The 15542-nt window shown below is 64.0% G+C and carries 17 protein-coding genes and 1 pseudogene; 12 read left to right on the top strand and 6 right to left on the bottom strand.

From position 1 onward, the window contains the following. Positions 1-511: 511 nt before the first annotated feature. Positions 512-835, bottom strand: coding sequence for a hypothetical protein (locus ABD884_RS17455; protein WP_345048556.1), 324 nt, complete (start codon positions 833-835; stop codon positions 512-514). Between the two features lie 120 nt (positions 836-955). Here ABD884_RS17455 and ABD884_RS17450 point away from each other — a divergent pair, with 120 nt between their 5' ends. Beyond that, on the top strand, positions 956-1462 hold the full coding sequence (locus tag ABD884_RS17450) for a mycothiol transferase (RefSeq protein ID WP_345048554.1): 507 nt from the start codon (positions 956-958) through the stop codon (positions 1460-1462). 45 nt (positions 1463-1507) lie between these two features. Here ABD884_RS17450 and ABD884_RS17445 read toward each other — a convergent pair whose 3' ends face one another. Next, positions 1508-1654, bottom strand: a complete 147-nt coding sequence (locus ABD884_RS17445; protein ID WP_345048550.1) for a hypothetical protein — start codon at positions 1652-1654, stop codon at positions 1508-1510. Between ABD884_RS17445 and ABD884_RS17440 the strand changes: the two genes are divergently transcribed. Both ABD884_RS17440 and ABD884_RS17435 read left to right on the top strand, forming a co-directional pair. Further along, entirely contained in the window at positions 1635-2555 is a 921-nt protein-coding gene (locus ABD884_RS17440; RefSeq protein WP_345048548.1) for a glycoside hydrolase family 25 domain-containing protein, read from the top strand. The genes ABD884_RS17445 and ABD884_RS17440 overlap by 20 nt on opposite strands. 69 nt (positions 2556-2624) lie before the next feature. Continuing rightward, complete coding sequence (locus ABD884_RS17435; RefSeq protein ID WP_345048544.1) at positions 2625-3992, top strand: MFS transporter; 1368 nt, start codon at positions 2625-2627, stop codon at positions 3990-3992. Between the two features lie 20 nt (positions 3993-4012). On the opposite strand, the gene ABD884_RS17430 is transcribed toward ABD884_RS17435, so the two are convergent. Next, complete coding sequence (locus ABD884_RS17430; protein ID WP_345048540.1) at positions 4013-5347, bottom strand: DUF2254 domain-containing protein; 1335 nt, start codon at positions 5345-5347, stop codon at positions 4013-4015. A gap of 158 nt (positions 5348-5505) precedes the next feature. On the opposite strand from ABD884_RS17430, the gene ABD884_RS17425 reads away from it, so the two are divergent. Continuing rightward, positions 5506-6045, top strand: coding sequence for a flavodoxin domain-containing protein (locus ABD884_RS17425; RefSeq protein WP_345048537.1), 540 nt, complete (start codon positions 5506-5508; stop codon positions 6043-6045). A gap of 102 nt (positions 6046-6147) precedes the next feature. After that, entirely contained in the window at positions 6148-6711 is a 564-nt protein-coding gene (locus tag ABD884_RS17420; protein WP_345048533.1) for a YceI family protein, read from the top strand. 49 nt (positions 6712-6760) lie between these two features. Here ABD884_RS17420 and ABD884_RS17415 read toward each other — a convergent pair whose 3' ends face one another. Next, positions 6761-7735 carry an aldo/keto reductase gene (locus ABD884_RS17415; RefSeq protein ID WP_345048530.1) on the bottom strand — a complete coding sequence of 325 codons (975 nt, stop codon included), beginning with the start codon at positions 7733-7735 and terminating at the stop codon, positions 6761-6763. Between the two features lie 172 nt (positions 7736-7907). After that, complete coding sequence (locus tag ABD884_RS17410) at positions 7908-8486, bottom strand: TetR/AcrR family transcriptional regulator (RefSeq protein WP_345048526.1); 579 nt, start codon at positions 8484-8486, stop codon at positions 7908-7910. A gap of 130 nt (positions 8487-8616) precedes the next feature. Here ABD884_RS17410 and ABD884_RS17405 point away from each other — a divergent pair, with 130 nt between their 5' ends. From ABD884_RS17405 to ABD884_RS17375, 7 genes and pseudogenes are all read left to right on the top strand, one after another. After that, positions 8617-9327, top strand: coding sequence for an SDR family oxidoreductase (locus tag ABD884_RS17405; protein ID WP_345048523.1), 711 nt, complete (start codon positions 8617-8619; stop codon positions 9325-9327). Between the two features lie 30 nt (positions 9328-9357). Continuing rightward, positions 9358-9972: an NADPH-dependent F420 reductase gene (locus ABD884_RS17400; RefSeq protein ID WP_345048521.1), complete on the top strand. Its 615-nt coding sequence runs from the start codon at positions 9358-9360 to the stop codon at positions 9970-9972. 43 nt (positions 9973-10015) lie between these two features. Next, on the top strand, positions 10016-10693 hold the full coding sequence (locus ABD884_RS17395) for an NADPH-dependent F420 reductase (protein ID WP_345048518.1): 678 nt from the start codon (positions 10016-10018) through the stop codon (positions 10691-10693). A gap of 83 nt (positions 10694-10776) precedes the next feature. Further along, positions 10777-11778 carry an alcohol dehydrogenase catalytic domain-containing protein gene (locus ABD884_RS17390; RefSeq protein WP_345048516.1) on the top strand — a complete coding sequence of 334 codons (1002 nt, stop codon included), beginning with the start codon at positions 10777-10779 and terminating at the stop codon, positions 11776-11778. 44 nt (positions 11779-11822) lie between these two features. Further along, positions 11823-12095: pseudogene (locus tag ABD884_RS17385) on the top strand (NAD(P)H-dependent oxidoreductase); the annotation flags it as partial. Between the two features lie 100 nt (positions 12096-12195). Next, positions 12196-13116, top strand: coding sequence for a 2-hydroxyacid dehydrogenase (locus ABD884_RS17380; protein ID WP_345048513.1), 921 nt, complete (start codon positions 12196-12198; stop codon positions 13114-13116). A 302-nt stretch (positions 13117-13418) separates the two neighbouring features. Then, complete coding sequence (locus tag ABD884_RS17375) at positions 13419-14192, top strand: nuclease-related domain-containing protein (RefSeq protein ID WP_345048510.1); 774 nt, start codon at positions 13419-13421, stop codon at positions 14190-14192. Positions 14193-14298: 106 nt separating this feature from the next. Here ABD884_RS17375 and ABD884_RS17370 read toward each other — a convergent pair. Continuing rightward, a protein-coding gene (locus tag ABD884_RS17370) for an IS3 family transposase (RefSeq protein WP_345048507.1) occupies positions 14299-15446 on the bottom strand; the annotation gives its coding sequence in 2 pieces (ribosomal slippage) (positions 14299-15173 and positions 15173-15446; 1149 coding nt in all). Positions 15447-15542 lie beyond the last annotated feature (96 nt).

Below are 15542 nucleotides of genomic sequence, written 5' to 3'. Positions count from 1 at the left end.
CAGTTGGTCACCATATTTGGACCCGTTGTTATGGGGTGGGCAACCTCTCTCATCACATACGTTGCCCGTGCGCTTGGGCTGATCTGAGCCCCAAAGGAAAGAGCCACTCCACTCTTCGGGAGTAATTGAAGCCCCGCGTCCGCCCCCTGGAAGGCCGGCGCGGGGTTTCCGTGTCTAGACTGTGCCCAGGAAATCTTGTGTTCAAGAGGTGCAAGCCGACTGGCCTGCGGCTGTGCGGAGGCGTTGGATTAAACAACTCCGGATGCAGATTAAGAACAATATAATTGACACTGTAATATTCTTGCGGCAAAGATGCGGCCACTCCAAATATGGATTTCTTTGAGTGAAATTCATCACCCCATTTGGGACTTCCAGGGTGGAACCACGGGCGGTCTCTGAAACAACGACAATCTGCTGCACGATTCCGGCAGAGTAAATGACGGCGCGGAGCCGGACGTCTAACTCAACGCCGACCGAACCCCGGGCACTCCCTAGGTGTCCCGGGCACTCCCTAGGTGTTGAGGTCCCAATGAGCTTGGATTGCCTTAGCGACCGGGCCAGTGGTGACATCGACCCGGAAAGCAACGGGAGCCGTGCCGGTCTCTTCGATGACCGCATCCCGGTACACGCGGCCGCATGATGGACAAAGGGTGTAGAGGTCCTCGTCTTCGGGCCATGGGGCCAGCCCGGCGGGGACGGACGTGTCCCGTCCAACGTAGACCGGGATGCCTTTTGAGTCGGCCTGTATCAGTCCGTCCTTGCTGACAGTGTTGCTGCAGATGCACGTGATGGTGGTGACATCATGATCGATGACATCAGCGAATTCAGTGTCCATGATGAGCCCCCCGGCGGTGGAAGAGACGTCCTGTTTGTAGCTTATGCCTGCTGATCCCCGGATGAGGTGTGGCTTCCGTGGAAAAATGGGTTCACGCACAACGCACAGCTAGGGGACTCGATGAAATCCAACGAACTGCTGCTGGATGCCTTTGGCCGGATCCGTGACATCGTCGCGGCCACCCTTGCAGGGCTCGACGGCGAGTCCCTGGTCCATCGGCCTTCAGGCACGGGAAACTCGATCGCGTGGTTGATCTGGCATCTCAGCCGGGTGGAGGACGTACAGCTCGCCTCCGCGGCCGGCCTGGAACAGGTGTGGACCTCGCAGGGATTTGCCATACGTTTCAACCTACCCCTTCCCGAACGGGATACAGGCTACGGCCACACGAGCGAGAAAGTCGACGCGGTGGAGGCGCCGCCCGAGCTGCTGCTCGAATACTATGACGCCGTTCACCGGCAGACGGCAGGGTTCCTGAAAACCCTCGATGACACGGACCTGGATAGCATCGTGGACACCCGCTGGGATCCGCCCGTGACTTTAGGTGTGCGGATTATCAGCACCATCGCCGATTGCCTCCAGCATGTGGGGCAGGCAGCGTATGTCAAAGGCTTGGGGGCAAGTGCCTAACCACCGGCACTCGCAGATTCGTTAACTAAGTCCAGTAGGGATCACTCAAGGCTGCGCGGTTTTGCGTCCGTAGGCTTCGTTGTGAGCCGAAGAAGGCTCGCTGCCATTGCTTCCGGGAAGCAATGGCAGTACCAAACCCGGCAGGGCCTCAACCATGCCAAGGACGCTCATCATGAAAACCGCAAAACTCATGGCCGTCGCTTGCCTTATGTTTGCTTGGATAGCCACACCGTTCTCCGCCGCGAATGCTGAACCCATGGGGTCTCCGGATCCGGCAGCAGCCTTGGGCAGCGACATTTCGTGGCCTCAATGCGGAGGTGGGCTACCTTCGGGCCAGGCGTTCGGGATCGTCGGCGTGAACGGGGGGAGGCCGGAAACGGCGAACCCCTGCTTGGCCGAGCAGCTTCAGTGGGCTGAGGGCTCGGTGGGCGGGACCAGCCAGTCGCCAGTCGCCTTGTACGTCAATACCGCCAATCCCGCGGAGTACGGCGGGTGGTGGCCGGCATCCGATGCGGATGTGGGCATGAGCCGTCCAAACCCGTACGGGAGCTGCGACGGGACGGCTTCGGCGGCGTGCGCCTACCTCTACGGTTACGGCATCGCGTTCGACGACGTCAATCATTACGGCGTACCCGACCCCGCCAAGCACATGTGGTGGCTGGACGTGGAGACCGGGAACGCGTGGTCCTGGGACACCGCGGCCAACGCCGCCGATATTGAAGGCATGGCCGCCTACCTGCAAAGCATTGGAGCGGCGGTGGGCATCTATTCAACCTCGTACCAGTTCGGAGTAATCGCCGGGCAGCTTCATCCCGACAGCAATCTGAACGGGCTCAAGAGCTGGCTTGCAGGAGCAACGTCTACGGAGTCGGCAATGGAACTCTGCTCGGCCCCGCCCCTGACGGCCGGCGGCGTGGTTGCACTCACCCAATTCACCACTGACTTGGATTACAACTACTCCTGCATTCCGCCGGCACCGCCACCACCCCCGCCACCTGCTCCGGTAGTGGCCCCGCCGAAGCCCCCGGTCCCGACGCTGACTACAGACGCCAGCGGTAAGCGGAAGCCGCTGCTGTCGATAGCGCAGAGCTGACGGCTCGCCGCAGACGTTCAAGACGCGTCGTTTCGTGACCCGAGGCAACCATGGACCAGACTTAGGGGCGTGAGCAACAAACCCCGCCCTGGCCTAGCGATCGCTGCACTCAGCCTGGGGACAGCGCTGAATCCGCTGAACTCGTCCATGATTGCGGTGGCCCTGGTGGTGCTGCGCGAGGACTTCGCGCTTGACGTCGCTACGGTCACCTGGGTGATCACGTCCTTCTATCTTGCCTCGGCCGCGGGCCAGCCGCTGATGGGCAGGCTCGCGGATCGTTTCGGTCCCCGGCGGTTGTTCACTTTCGGTATGGCGGTGGTGGCTATTTCCTGTGCGTTGGCGCCGTTCTCGCCGAACTTCGCGCTAGTCTGCGTGGCCCGGGCGCTCATGGCGGTAGGGACCGCGACGGCGTACCCGTGCGCCGTCGTCATGGTCTCGACGCTCAGCCGGCAGGCGAACCTCAGCTCCACCCGGCCCCTGGGGCGAATCCAGATGGCGAACACCTCGGCAGCCGCGGTGGGACCCGTCGTCGGGGGTCTCCTAGTGAGCCTGGTCGGCTGGCAGGCGCTGTTCGCGATCAACGTGCCGATCTCCCTCCTCGCTTTGGTGGTGGTCCGGCGGGTGGCGCCGGCCGACGTCGCACGCGAAAGCGGCAAGCTCTCGGTCCTCCTGCGCGATTCCGACATTCCGGGCATCCTGGCTTTCATCGCCTCGCTGACGCTGGCCATGATGGCGCTGCTTAACGTGATGCCGTCCTACCGCTGGTGGTTCCTGACCGTCGCGGTGGTCCTGGCTGGGCTATTTGCTTTGCGCGAGTTGCGGTTCAGCCCGCCGTTCCTGGACCTGCGGCTGCTCGGCCGGAACCGGCCGCTCCTGCTCTTGTACCTGGGTTTCGCCGTGTTCAGCGCTGTCTATTATTTTTCGTTCTTTGGGCTTCCGCAGTTGCTGCAGCAGGCGGCAAAGTACGACGCCGGCGTGGTCGGCCTGCTCATGCTTCCCCTTGCTGCCATGTCGGTCTTCATGACTCCAGTGACGGTGCGATTCATGGAACGGTTCGGCGTGCGGTCCGTGATGATCGTGGGAGTCTTGCTTTTGGCGCTTGCTTCCGGGGCGTTGGGGCTGCTGACGCTGTCTTTCTGGCCTCCGCTGGTGCTGGTGCTTACGGCGCTGATGGGCGTGCCGTACGGCGTGGTCAGCACGGCGTCCAATCAAGGCCTGTATGTGTCCGCGCGGCCGGAGGACAGGGGAGTGGCCGCCGGGATCTTCCAAACGTGCCGTTACCTCGGGGCCATTACGGCGACAGTGCTGATCGGTGTGCTCTATGGGCCCGGGGTGAACCAAGCAAACTGGGGGCTCATGGTGCTGGTGATGCTGGGGCTGAGTGCGGTGGTGTTCGTGCTTGCGGCAATGTGGCGGAGGCCGGGGGCCGTGGGTTAGCAAATCTCCCGCCTGCGCTCCTAGCTGGCGGCATCGCTCGCTCCGTCCGCGGCGTCGAAGGCCTCAAGCACCGCCGCCCCCTCCGCGAGAAGGGGTTCGCGATCGGCTGGCTGGGCCACGAGCCGCGTCACGTCGCTCATGAGGGTCTCGACATACTGCCGCACGGCGGCGTGGTGGGCCGTGTCGCCGAACCACACGAGATCACGGCACACCCGCAGCAGGGCCCGGACGACGCGAGGCTCGTTTGCGCCGTACCGCCGCACTTGTCCGAGGGCCAGGTCCATGAGATAGGCGAAATCGCGGGCCGGTACGTGCAGCCTCACCGTACCTTGCGCGTCCGCCACCGCTTGCGGGCCGTGCTGTCGGAGTGAGAGGGCCGCGAGGATCGAGCCGAGATGGTCCACCGCCTGGTTCGCGGTGTAGGGGTCGTTGATGGCGGGCGAAAGCGCCTTGGACGCGACGTCGGCGAGTTGCCGGATCCCGAAGGCGACGTCCTGCTCAAGGGTCCGTTCGTAACCGATCCGCACGCATTGTGCCAGTGCCCGGCGCAGTTCGGTGCCGGCGTCGGGGGCCAGGGGACGTTCGCCGTCGCGGTTGCTCTCCCACACCCAGGCGAGCGGGGACCCGGCGATGACGTGCCGGCCGACCATAGGCACCATCCGGGCGGTGAGGCCTCGGCGCGCGAGGACCCCGATGAGCGGTTCGACATGGAGGGCCTGGACATATCCTGACTGCGGTACCGGCAAGGCTGTGGCGCCAGGCGGCGGGTTTGGCATGTGAATACCGGGATCGCCCGGGACGAATGACCGCTCGATCACCTTGAGCGTAGCCCTCTCGACACCCTTCATGACTTGGTCCACCTGGATCGAATGCGAGAGATGGTGGGCGAAGAAGACGAGCATGACCATGCTCACGAACAGCAGCAGCAGTGCGCCGCTCACCGCAAGGCGCGGGTAGTCCTGGGTGCGCTGTCCACCGGCGATGCCGACGGTGTAGAGGCCCGCCGTGCTGTACGCGAACGTGGCAACGAAGGCGCTGAGCGTCACCTGGTTGGGGATGTCGCGCAGGAAGTTCCGCAGCAGCCGCGGGCTGAACTGCGTCGAGGCGAGCTGCAGGGCCACAACGGTGAGCCCAAGCACGACAGCGATGACCGTGACCATTGTGCTCGCGATCCCGATGAGCAGGTTCCGCGCGTCATCGGACGTCCCTTGGAAGAGGAGGACGGCGAGGGGCGACTCCGGACCGAGCTGCACCGCAGAGAGGCCCGCCCCTGCGATGATCGCGAGGACGACGGCGCCTGTCGGCATCGCCCACAGGGCACTCGCAAGATATTCCCGAACGGCCTCACGCCTCACATGTGACACTCTCGGCCGCCGATCCTCGCCAGTCAAGTGGTGGCTGGGGAAAAGTGGACTATCGGGCGGCGGGTCGCTCGCCGAGGCCTCCATCCACGGAAGCACCCGGAGGACCTTGGACCCTACACGGACTGGGCGCGGGCGGGTCAGACTGCCCTATGGCCAACATCTATATTGCTTACGGGACCGTTGAAGGACAGACGGGCCAGATCGCGGAATTCATTGCCGACGTCGCTCGCGGCCACGGCCACGAGGTGCACACGGTGGATATCAAGGACGCCGGAGGCCCCCTGCCGGACGGGTACGACGCCGTCGTCGTGGGCGCTTCCGTCCATATGGGCAAGCACGAGGTCTACATCCGGGACTTTGTGCGGAACAACATCAACGTGCTTGAGCGCATCCCCTCCGCATTTTTCTCAGTCAGCCTCGCAGCCCGCGGCGATGAGGAAAACGCGGAGGGCTATGTGGAGAAGTTCGAGACTGAGACGGGGTGGCGTCCGAAGCACGTGGGGCTCTTTGGCGGCGCCCTGCTCTACACCCACTACGGGTTCATCAAACGCCACCTGATGAAGATGATCGCGCGCGACAAAGAGAGCCTGGATACGGACACCTCGCGCGACTATGTCTACACCGAGTGGGACGGGGTGAGGCGGTTTGCTGAGGACTTCGTGGCCGGATTAGCTACTCCCGTGGCTTAGAACGGGGGCCGAATCTCACGGGAATCCTTGACTTCAAGTTCCGGCTCCACAAGGGTGGAGAGGACCGATCCACGCGAATTCTTGCAAATCAGGAGATCCACCATGACTCTTCCCTCAGGTCTTACTTCCGGCGTTTGGTTGCTGGACATGTCCCACAGTGAAATTGGCTTCAGCGTCAGGCACGCAGGCATCAGCAAGGTCCGTGGACGTTTCACGGATGCCACGGCAGAGGCTAGGGTGCGCGACTCCTTGGCCGATGCGTCCCTCCACGCATCCGTCAAGACGGCGAGCTTCGATTCCGGTGATGCCAACCGCGACGCACACGTCCGCGGCGCCGATTTCTTCGACGTCGAGAAGTTCCCGGAGATGACCTTCCGGGCTACCCGCGCCGAGGGCGACGGCGAGGACTACACGCTCACGGGCGATCTCACCATCCGCGGGATCACCAAGCCGGTGGAGCTGGAAGTCGAGTTCACCGGCGTCGCTGTTGATCCTTTCGGCGCGACGCGCGCCGGGTTCTCCGCCGAAACCGAGATCAGCCGTAAGGACTTCGGGCTGACGTGGAACGCGGCGCTGGAAACCGGTGGTTTCCTGGTCAGCGACAAGGTGAAAATCAACCTTGAGGCTGCCTTGGTCAAGCAGGCGGAGCCTACTGCCGCCGAATAATCCCAATAGTTAGTCCAGCGGAGCCCGCTACCCCCGGAACAGCCTCGACTTAGGTGTCGATGCTGGACATGTTGGGGTAGCGGGCTCCTGCTGTTGAACCAGCCGGCGCGAGTTCATCGAGCCGTTTGAGGTCCTGTTCGGAAAGTACGACGGCGGTGGCCCCCAGGTTCTCTGCCAGGCGTTCGCGCTTCTTGGTGCCGGGGATCGGGACGATGTGGTTGCCCTGTGCCAGTAGCCAGGCGAGGGCCAACTGTCCTGGCGTGCATTGCTTCTGGTCGGCGAGTTCTTTCACCCGGTCCACCAGTTCCAGGTTGCGCTTGAAGTTCTCGCCTTGGAACCGGGGTGAGTGCCGGCGGAAGTCGTTCTCCGCGAAGTCTTCCTCGCTGCGCAGTTGCCCGGTCAGGAAGCCGCGACCGAGAGGGCTGTAGGGAACGAATCCGATGCCCAGCTCCTCCAGGACCGGGAAGACCTTCGTTTCGGGCTCCCGCTCCCACAGGGAGTACTCGGTCTGCAATGCAGTGATCCGGTGCACGGCGTGGGCGCGGCGGATCGTTTCCGGTGCGGCCTCCGAGAGTCCCAGGTGCCGGACCTTTCCGGCCTGGACCAGTTCGGCCATGGCGCCCACGGTGTCTTCAATGGGGACGGTCTTGTCCACCCGGTGCTGGTAGTACAGGTCGATATGGTCCACGCCGAGGCGCTGCAGGCTGGCGTCGCACGCGGAACGAACGTATTCGGGCTTGCCGTTGATGCCCACCCAGGATCCGTCGTCGCGCCGTTCGTTTCCGAACTTCGTGGCAATCACTGCGTCCTCGCGGCGCCCGGCGATGGCCTTGCCCACGAGTTTTTCGTTGGTAAAAGGCCCGTACATGTCGGCGGTGTCCAACAGGCTGCCGCCGGCGTCGAGGAAGGCGTTGATGGTGGCGAGGGATTCGCGTTCGTCCCCTTCGCCGTAGAACTCACTCATGCCCATGCAGCCGAGGCCGAGGGCTGAGACGGTCAGTGAACCAAGCGTGCGGTTTTCCATAGGTTCTCTCCTGTAGGTGGCAGAACGTGCCGGGCGGCAGGATGTGCCGGACGGCAGGACGGTGCTCAGAGAAGGGTGCGATGGACGCCACTATAGGCACGTTGATGGAGGCGGGACAACGGCCAGCGGGTAGCGGAGCGCTCGGGCGTGCCCGGGCTGGACCCCGACGCCGCTACGAGTCCGGGCAGGCGTCCTCGATGAGGAACCGGGCAAGGCGGAGGGCGCGGCTACCGTACGTGGCGCCGTCGAGCACGGCGGCGGTCGCGTAGGCGCCGTTGAGGACGAGAAGCAGTTCATCGGCGAGCTCTTCAGGGTCCCGGGCGCCGGCCTGTTCGGCGAGAGAGCGGAACCAGTCCCGTACCTGCTGCTTGTGTTCCACGGACACGAGGTGCGCCGGGTGGTTGCCCTCGGGGAACTCGGTGTTGGTGTTCAGCATCGGGCACCCTCGATAGGAGGCGCCGGCAGTGTCCCCGGCGAGCACTTCAAAAACTGCCACTAGCTTGCCCTCGGGGGAGGGGGATTCCCCGGCGGCTTGTTCCATGCGCTCGAACCAGGCGTCGGCGCGCCCTTGCACATAGGCTGTGGCGAGGGCATCCTTGGTGGGGAACTGGCGGTAGATGGTGGCATTGCCGACGCCGCACTCTTTGACCACGGTGTCCATCCCGACTGCGCGAATGCCGCGTTCATAGAACAGGCGTGTCGCCACCTCGAGCACGTTGCGCCGGTTCTCCTCGCCACTCTTGCGGGCCACGAAAAACACACTCCTTTTGAACGTCTTCTGTTGTTTCCTGCATCCAGTTTGACAGACGGATCGTTCCGTCACAAACTGTTCGAGAACGATCCGTCACATCTGATCGACGTCCTACTTACGGGAGAACCCCATGAGCCCTTACAACTTCGCCGGTAAGCACGTCCTTGTCATCGGGGGCACATCCGGCATCGGACGCGCCGTCGTCGAGCACGCGGCAGCAGAAGGCGCCCGAGTCACGGCAGCCGCACGCACCACCGAGGATGTCAGCCTCCCCGACGGGGTGGCGCTAGAGCGCGTGGATCTCACCTCCACCGCTTCCGTCGAGTCCTTGTTTGAGCGGACCGGGGCCTTTGACCACCTGGTGCTCTCAGCCGGGCCCGGCGCCATGGGTGGCGTCCGGGACCTGTCCACGGATGAAGCGCGGCCGTTCATGGACACTAAGTTCTGGGGTTACTACGAGGCAGTCCGCGCGGCAGCGGACCGGATCGCCAAGGACGGATCCATCACCCTCGTGGGCGGGGCCGCTAGCCGAAAGCATGCGCCGGGACGCCCGATGATGGCCGCAATCAACGCGGCGCTTGAGGCGTTCGGCAAGGCCAACGCAATCGATCTCGCCCCCATCCGGGTGAACGTGATCGCCCCTGGCCTGGTCGACACCCCGGCCTACGCGGGAATGCCGGAGCAGATGCGCCAAGGCATGCTCGACGGCTACGCTGCGAGCGTGCCCGCCGGCCGCGCCGGGCTGCCCTCGGATGTCGCGACTGCAGCCGTGTTCCTCATGGGCAACACTTTCGTCACGGGTACCGTCCTGGACGTCGACGGCGGCGTGCAGCTCGTCTAATTGATCCGCCACAACAGAGAGGAATCCCTCATGGATACCATCCGCGTAGCAGTTATCGGCACCGGCATTATCGGCCAAACGCTTGCCGCCCGCTTCGTGCAGGCAGGGCACATCGTCACCATGGGCACGCGCAACCCTCAACGGGATGACCTTGTTGAGCTCGCACGCCGTGCCGGGGCCAGCCTCACGAGCATCGAGGACGCCATCCACTCAGCCGAAGCGGTAGTGTGGGCGATCAACGGCAGTGCCATGGCAGACGCTATCCCCGCCTACGGCCAGCATCTGGCCGACAAGGTGGTTATCGACGCCACCAACAACATCGGCGCCCCGAGCATGAATAGCTTGGCCCTGATTACCGAATACGCTCCTACCGCCCACGCGTACCGGGCGTTCAACAGCCTCGGCTGGGAGAACTTCGCCAACCCGCGCTATGGCGAGCTCAACGGCGACCTCCTCTACACCGGCCCCACCGGTCCCACCCAGGCAGTCGCCGAAAACCTCATAGAGTCCACCGGGCTGCGTCCGATCCGCGTTGGGGATAACGACAAGGCCAAGATTGTGGACGATTTCGTCGCCCTCTGGTTCTCCCTCGCCATCGGCCAGGGCATGGGCCGGGAACTCGGATTCAAAATCCTTACCCGCTGACCGTTCATCCACTCGACTTCACACCGAATACGGAGATCCATCCATGAAGACAGCAATCCTCGGCACCGGCACTGTTGGCCGCACTATCGCAGCCCGTCTCGCCGAACTTGGCCACACCGTCACCATCGGCACCCGCGACCCGGAGGCCACCCTTTCCCGCACCGAGCCCGACGCCATGGGTACCCCGCCGTTCGCCGCTTGGGCCGCGGAGAATACCGGCATCGCTTTGGCAGGGTTCGCCGAGGCCGCGGCCGGGGCCGAACTCGTGGTCAATGCCACCAACGGCGCCGCGTCCCTGGACGTGCTGACTCAGGCCGGAGCCGAAAGCCTCGATGGCAAGGTCATCCTGGACATCGCCAACCCCCTCGATTTCAGCACCGGCATGCCGCCGACGCTGTTCGTCAAGGACACCGACTCCCTCGGCGAGCAGATCCAACGCGCATTTCCCGCCGCCCGGGTGGTCAAGTCCCTCAACACGATGAACGCCGCCCTTATGGCTCATCCGGACCGGCTGACCGAGGCGGGCAGCGTGTTCGTTTCCGGGAACGACTCCGACGCCAAGGACACCGTTACCGGGCTCCTGAAAGAATTCGGCCACCAGGACGTGATCGACCTCGGCGACATCACTACCGCTCGCGGCACCGAAATGCTCCTGCCGGTTTGGCTCCGTCTCTGGGGCGCACTCGGCACTCCGGACTTCAACTTCAAGATTGTCCGCTGACCCTTGCGGTACGGGCCCCCCGGCTCCAACATCAGATACGTGCGGACCACCGCCCACCCCTGCCCACGAAAGGCACCCCCGTCATGAAAGCTGTCCAATTCGCCGCACCCGGCGCATCCCTTCAGATCGTTGAGCGCGATATTCCCGACGTGCCCCGCGGGCACGTCCTGGTAAAGGTCGCCGCCAACGGCATCTGCCACAGCGACTCGATGCCCGCCGCGGGCATGGCGTCCTCTTACCCCCGCACCCCCGGTCACGAGATCGCCGGAACCATCGAGACCCTCGGCGAAGGGGTGACGCAATGGACTCAGGGCCAGCGCGTGGGCGTCGGATGGTTCGGCGGAGCATGCTTTGAGTGCGAATCATGCAGGCGCGGCGACTTCGTCTCATGCCAAGTCGGGAAGGTCACCGGGTTGACCGCCGACGGGGGCTACGCCGAGTACCTCCTGGCGCCGGCGGACGCCCTCGCCGCGATCCCCGATGCGCTCAGCTTCGCGGAGGCCGCTCCGTTGATGTGCGCCGGCGTCACAACGTTCAACGGACTGCGCCACAGCGGCGCGCGCCCCGGTGACCTTGTCGCCGTCGTCGGACTGGGCGGTTTGGGCCACCTCGGAGTCCAATTCGCTGCCAAGATGGGCTTCGAAACCGTTGCGATTGCACGCGGCGCCGAGAAGGAATCGTTCGCCCGCGAGCTCGGCGCGCACCATTACATCGATAGCACCACCACCGATGTCGCGGCAGAGCTGAAGCGGCTAGGCGGAGCCAGCGTGGTCCTGGCCACCGTTACCGACGCGCAGGCCATGTCGGTGACCATTTCGGGGCTCGCGGCCCGCGGGCGGCTCGTGGTCGTCGGTGTTCCTCACGAGCCCCTCTCTGTCAGCGCGGCGGCCCTCGTCATGGGCAGCAGTTCCGTCGCCGGGCATGCCTCGGGCACAGCGAAAGACTCCGAGGACACCCTCCGCTTCGCGGCCCTGACCGGCGTGCGCCCGATGGTCGAGACCTACCCGCTGGAGAAGGCGGCAGAAGGCTTCGATCGCATGATGTCCGGACGTGCACGCTTCCGCGTGGTCCTGACTAACGACTGAGACAGATAAACCTTCCATGACTCCACCTCGGCTATGGTTTCGCCTACGGTCCCGGCGGAGACGCGCTGCACGGAAAGCGGCTGCGTCTGGTCATCTTAACCGGCGGTCCGGAATCGTCCTACGCACCTGAAGGCTACAACCGCTTCACCATGGCCGAACTCTTCCGCCCCCTGGAAGCAACTGCGCACCTCTGCGGTCTGGAGATGGAAGAACCCCTGGTCCTGCATTCTGCGCCCCGTGTGAAGGACGAGGAACTGGCGACGCACGCGGGGCACTACCGAGAGATGCTTTTGGCTGTGCCCGTTGGTACGCGCTGAGCGGCTCAAAGGCTCAGCGAGGTTTGCGGAAAGTAAATTGGTGTTGGGCGACATGTCGTCCCGCAAAGACCACCCGCAAAAGGGAAGCAGGAACAGGGAAATGAACGGAACCGCGCTGCGTGTGTGCCTGCCCGATCAGAAACTCCTGGACGCGATGGAACCTTCCGCCGAGGTCGAGTTCCTGGTGTGGGACCTGACTGGTCCCGCACCTGCGGACGGCTTCGACCTGCTGGTGCCGCCCTACATGGGCCGGCCAGATGCGCTCGCGGCGCTGGATGGCGTGACGGTTGGGTTGGTGCAGAGCCAGTCGATAGGGTACGACGGCGTCGCTGACGTCTTGCCGTCGGGTTGCGTTTTCGCCAACGCGGCGGACGTCCATGAGACGTCGACGGCGGAACTCGCCTTGGGGATCATGATCGCCAGCCAGCGTGGGATTCCGGAGTTTGTGCGGAACCAGTCGTCCGGTGCGTGGGGTGCCGGCCAGCGTCCCAGCCTGGCGGACCGCCGCGTTCTCCTGGTTGGCTACGGGGGAGTGGGGAAGGCCATTGAAGCCAGGCTGTTGCCGTTCGAAACGCACGTCACGCGAATGGCAAGCCGCGAACGGGACGATGAACGCGGCCGGATCTACGGCGTCGACTCACTGTACGAACAGTTGCCGCTGCACGAGATCGTGGTGGTCACCGTACCTTTATCCGAGGCCACCCGTGGGCTGGTGGACGCCCGGTTCCTCGCGGCGATGCCGGACGGCGCGTTGTTGGTCAACGTGGCTCGGGGTCCCGTGGCGGACACGGAAGCCTTGTTGCGGGAGACTTCTTCGGGACGGTTGCGTGCTGCCTTGGACGTGACCGACCCGGAGCCGCTGCCCGCCGACCATCCTTTGTGGACGGTCTCCGGTGTGCTGATCACGCCGCATGTGGGCGGGGCAAGCTCGGCCATGTTCCCTCGTATGGTCCGGCTGATCAAGAAACAGATTTCGTTGATGCTGGCTGGTGAGAAGCCGGTGAATGTGGTGCTGGGGTAAGGGTAGGGACTAATTTACCGGTGATGGTGATGGCGCTACTTCGTGAGCGCCATCACCTAGGCTTCCAGCAGGAACGGTCGACCCACTGGTGTCCTATACGTCGATCAGCATGGCGGTTACCTCTTTGAATGCCGCTACGCGCGGCACCCCGAAAAGGGTCCTGCTGTGGGTGAAGATTGAGCCATGGCAAAGCGCATCCGCAGCATAACCGCCGTGATCTACAAGCAGACTGGTTTCGTGCCGGTGATCCGGAGTGCATCCTCATGAAGCAGATGAGGCTCCGGTACGCCGGAGCGTGTCGGATGTGCGATGCCTCTCTTCCCGCCGGGACGGAAGCGATTTATGAGAGCGAGACGAAGACCGTCCGCTGCCTGGAGTGCGTCCCCGAGGCTAAGTCCCCGGATCTCGGACCACTCGGTGAACATTCATCGCCCACGGAGTCCGGAGTAGCCGGGTCGTCGGCGCGACGTGAATACGAGCGCCGCAAGGCCAAGGATGAGGAGAGGCTCCGGGCGAAATGGGGCCGATTGGGTGGCCTTGCCGTCGCGCTCTCCGACGAGCGGCAAAGCACCAAGGCCTGGGACCAGGGTGCAATCGGCGAGGAACGCCTCGGGGCCCGGCTCGACTCCCTGGCGACCGACGACATCGCGGTCCTTCACGACCGCCGGATCCCCGGCTCGATGGCCAACATCGACCACATAGCCATCACTCCCGGTGGAATCTGGGTGATCGATGCCAAGCGGTACAAGGGCCGGCCTGAACTAAAGATCGAGGGTGGCATCCTTCGGCCACGCGTCGAGAAGCTTATTGTCGGCCGGCGCGACTGCACGAACCTGGTCGATGGGGTGCTTAAACAGATCGGGCTCTTACGCGACCTCCTCGGAGATGTGCCGGTCGCCGGGGCGCTGTGCTTCGTCGACGCCGACTGGCCCCTGATCGGGGGCGCGTTCTCGACTCGTGGCGTTCACGTGCTTTGGCCGAAACGGCTGGCCAAACTGCTTGCAGAGCAGACAGCCGGCGATGTTGATGTCGCCGCTACATGTGAGTCAGTGGCCTCGCGGTTCAAGTCTGCGTGACGTCAGGTGAGCGTTCGAATGTCTCGATTTCCGAGATTTCCCCGCAGAGATGGTCATTGGCCTATGCCAAATGACACTGGTTGGGCCCCCGTTGGCAGTCCAGCGTCTATGCGATAGCTAGTTGATTTTCCTGCGTCCAGTTCTCCCAGTAGCGTTTCGGCGTCATGCCGTCCAGGGATCCGTGGGGCCGTTCATGATTGTAGATAGCTTTCCATTCCTCGGCCAAATACCTTGCCTCGGCCATGGTGTCCATGATTTCTCCGGTGAGCTGTTCCCTTCTGAATTGGGCGTTGAAGGATTCGATGAAGCCGTTCTGCCAGGGTGATCCCGGGTCGATGAACGCGGTATCGACGCCGGCGGTGTTGCACCAGTCAATCAGTGCCGCGGCGGTGAATTCCGGTCCGTTGTCGCAGCGGACGTAGGTCGGTGCGGTGCCGGTCTCGGCGATGATGTCCTCCAGCACCGCGACCACGTCGGTGGCCTTGAAGGACCGGCGCGGAATGACTGCCAGGGCGGTGCGGGTGTATTCGTCGATGACATTGAAGAACCGGATGTGCCGGCCGCAGGAGGTCACGTCGGACTGGAAGTCGAAGCTGACCACGTGCATCGGATACTCGGCTGTGAGCCGCTTCTGTTCCCCGGCGCCGGGCCCGGTCCTGCGCCTCTTCCGCGCCCTGGCTTTACAGGCCAGGCCTTCGTCACGCCAGAGCCGGCGCGCCCGCTTCCTATTCAGCGCCACCCCGTCCCATGCAGGCTGGGCCAGCAGGTGCCAGCGGGCCTTCCGCCAGCCCCACGCGGGATGCTTTACGGCCACGGCCCTCAGGTCCGCACGCAGCTGGGCCTCCTGGAATCCCATGTCAGGTTTCTTCTTGCGGAACGCGGACCGGTTCTGCCCCAGGACTTTGCAGGCAAGGCGCTCGGACGCCCCGAACTTCTCCACCGCCATGCGCACGGCACGGCGGCGGGGTTCGGGGCTCAGAATTTTCCCTTCGCCACCTCGTTCAGGATGTCGATGGCCAGTTCCTTCTCCGCCAGCAGCCGCTTGAGCCGGGCGTTCTCCTTCTCCAGCTCCCTGGTCCGCCTGGAGGCCTCGGCGTTCTTCTCGGAACCGTACTGGTTCAGCCAGCGGTACCAGGTCGCTTCGGTGATCTGGAGCTCCTTGATGACTTCGACCATCGGGCGTCCGTCATTGAGCATCTTCTGGCCCTGCCGGACCTTGGCGATGACCTGCTCGGGGGTGTGTCTGCGTGCCATGATTCGTGAAATTCCTCCTGCGTCCATTCTCGGACACGAAACTCACACAAACACTGGACTCCTACTCGGGGACCCAACCAACACCCCAGAATCATG

Origin of the sequence: Arthrobacter methylotrophus, assembly GCF_039539965.1 — a bacterium.
Classification (GTDB): domain Bacteria; phylum Actinomycetota; class Actinomycetes; order Actinomycetales; family Micrococcaceae; genus Arthrobacter; species Arthrobacter methylotrophus.
Note: the sequence above shows the minus strand (reverse complement) of the source record. Positions and strands in the feature narration are given on the sequence as shown.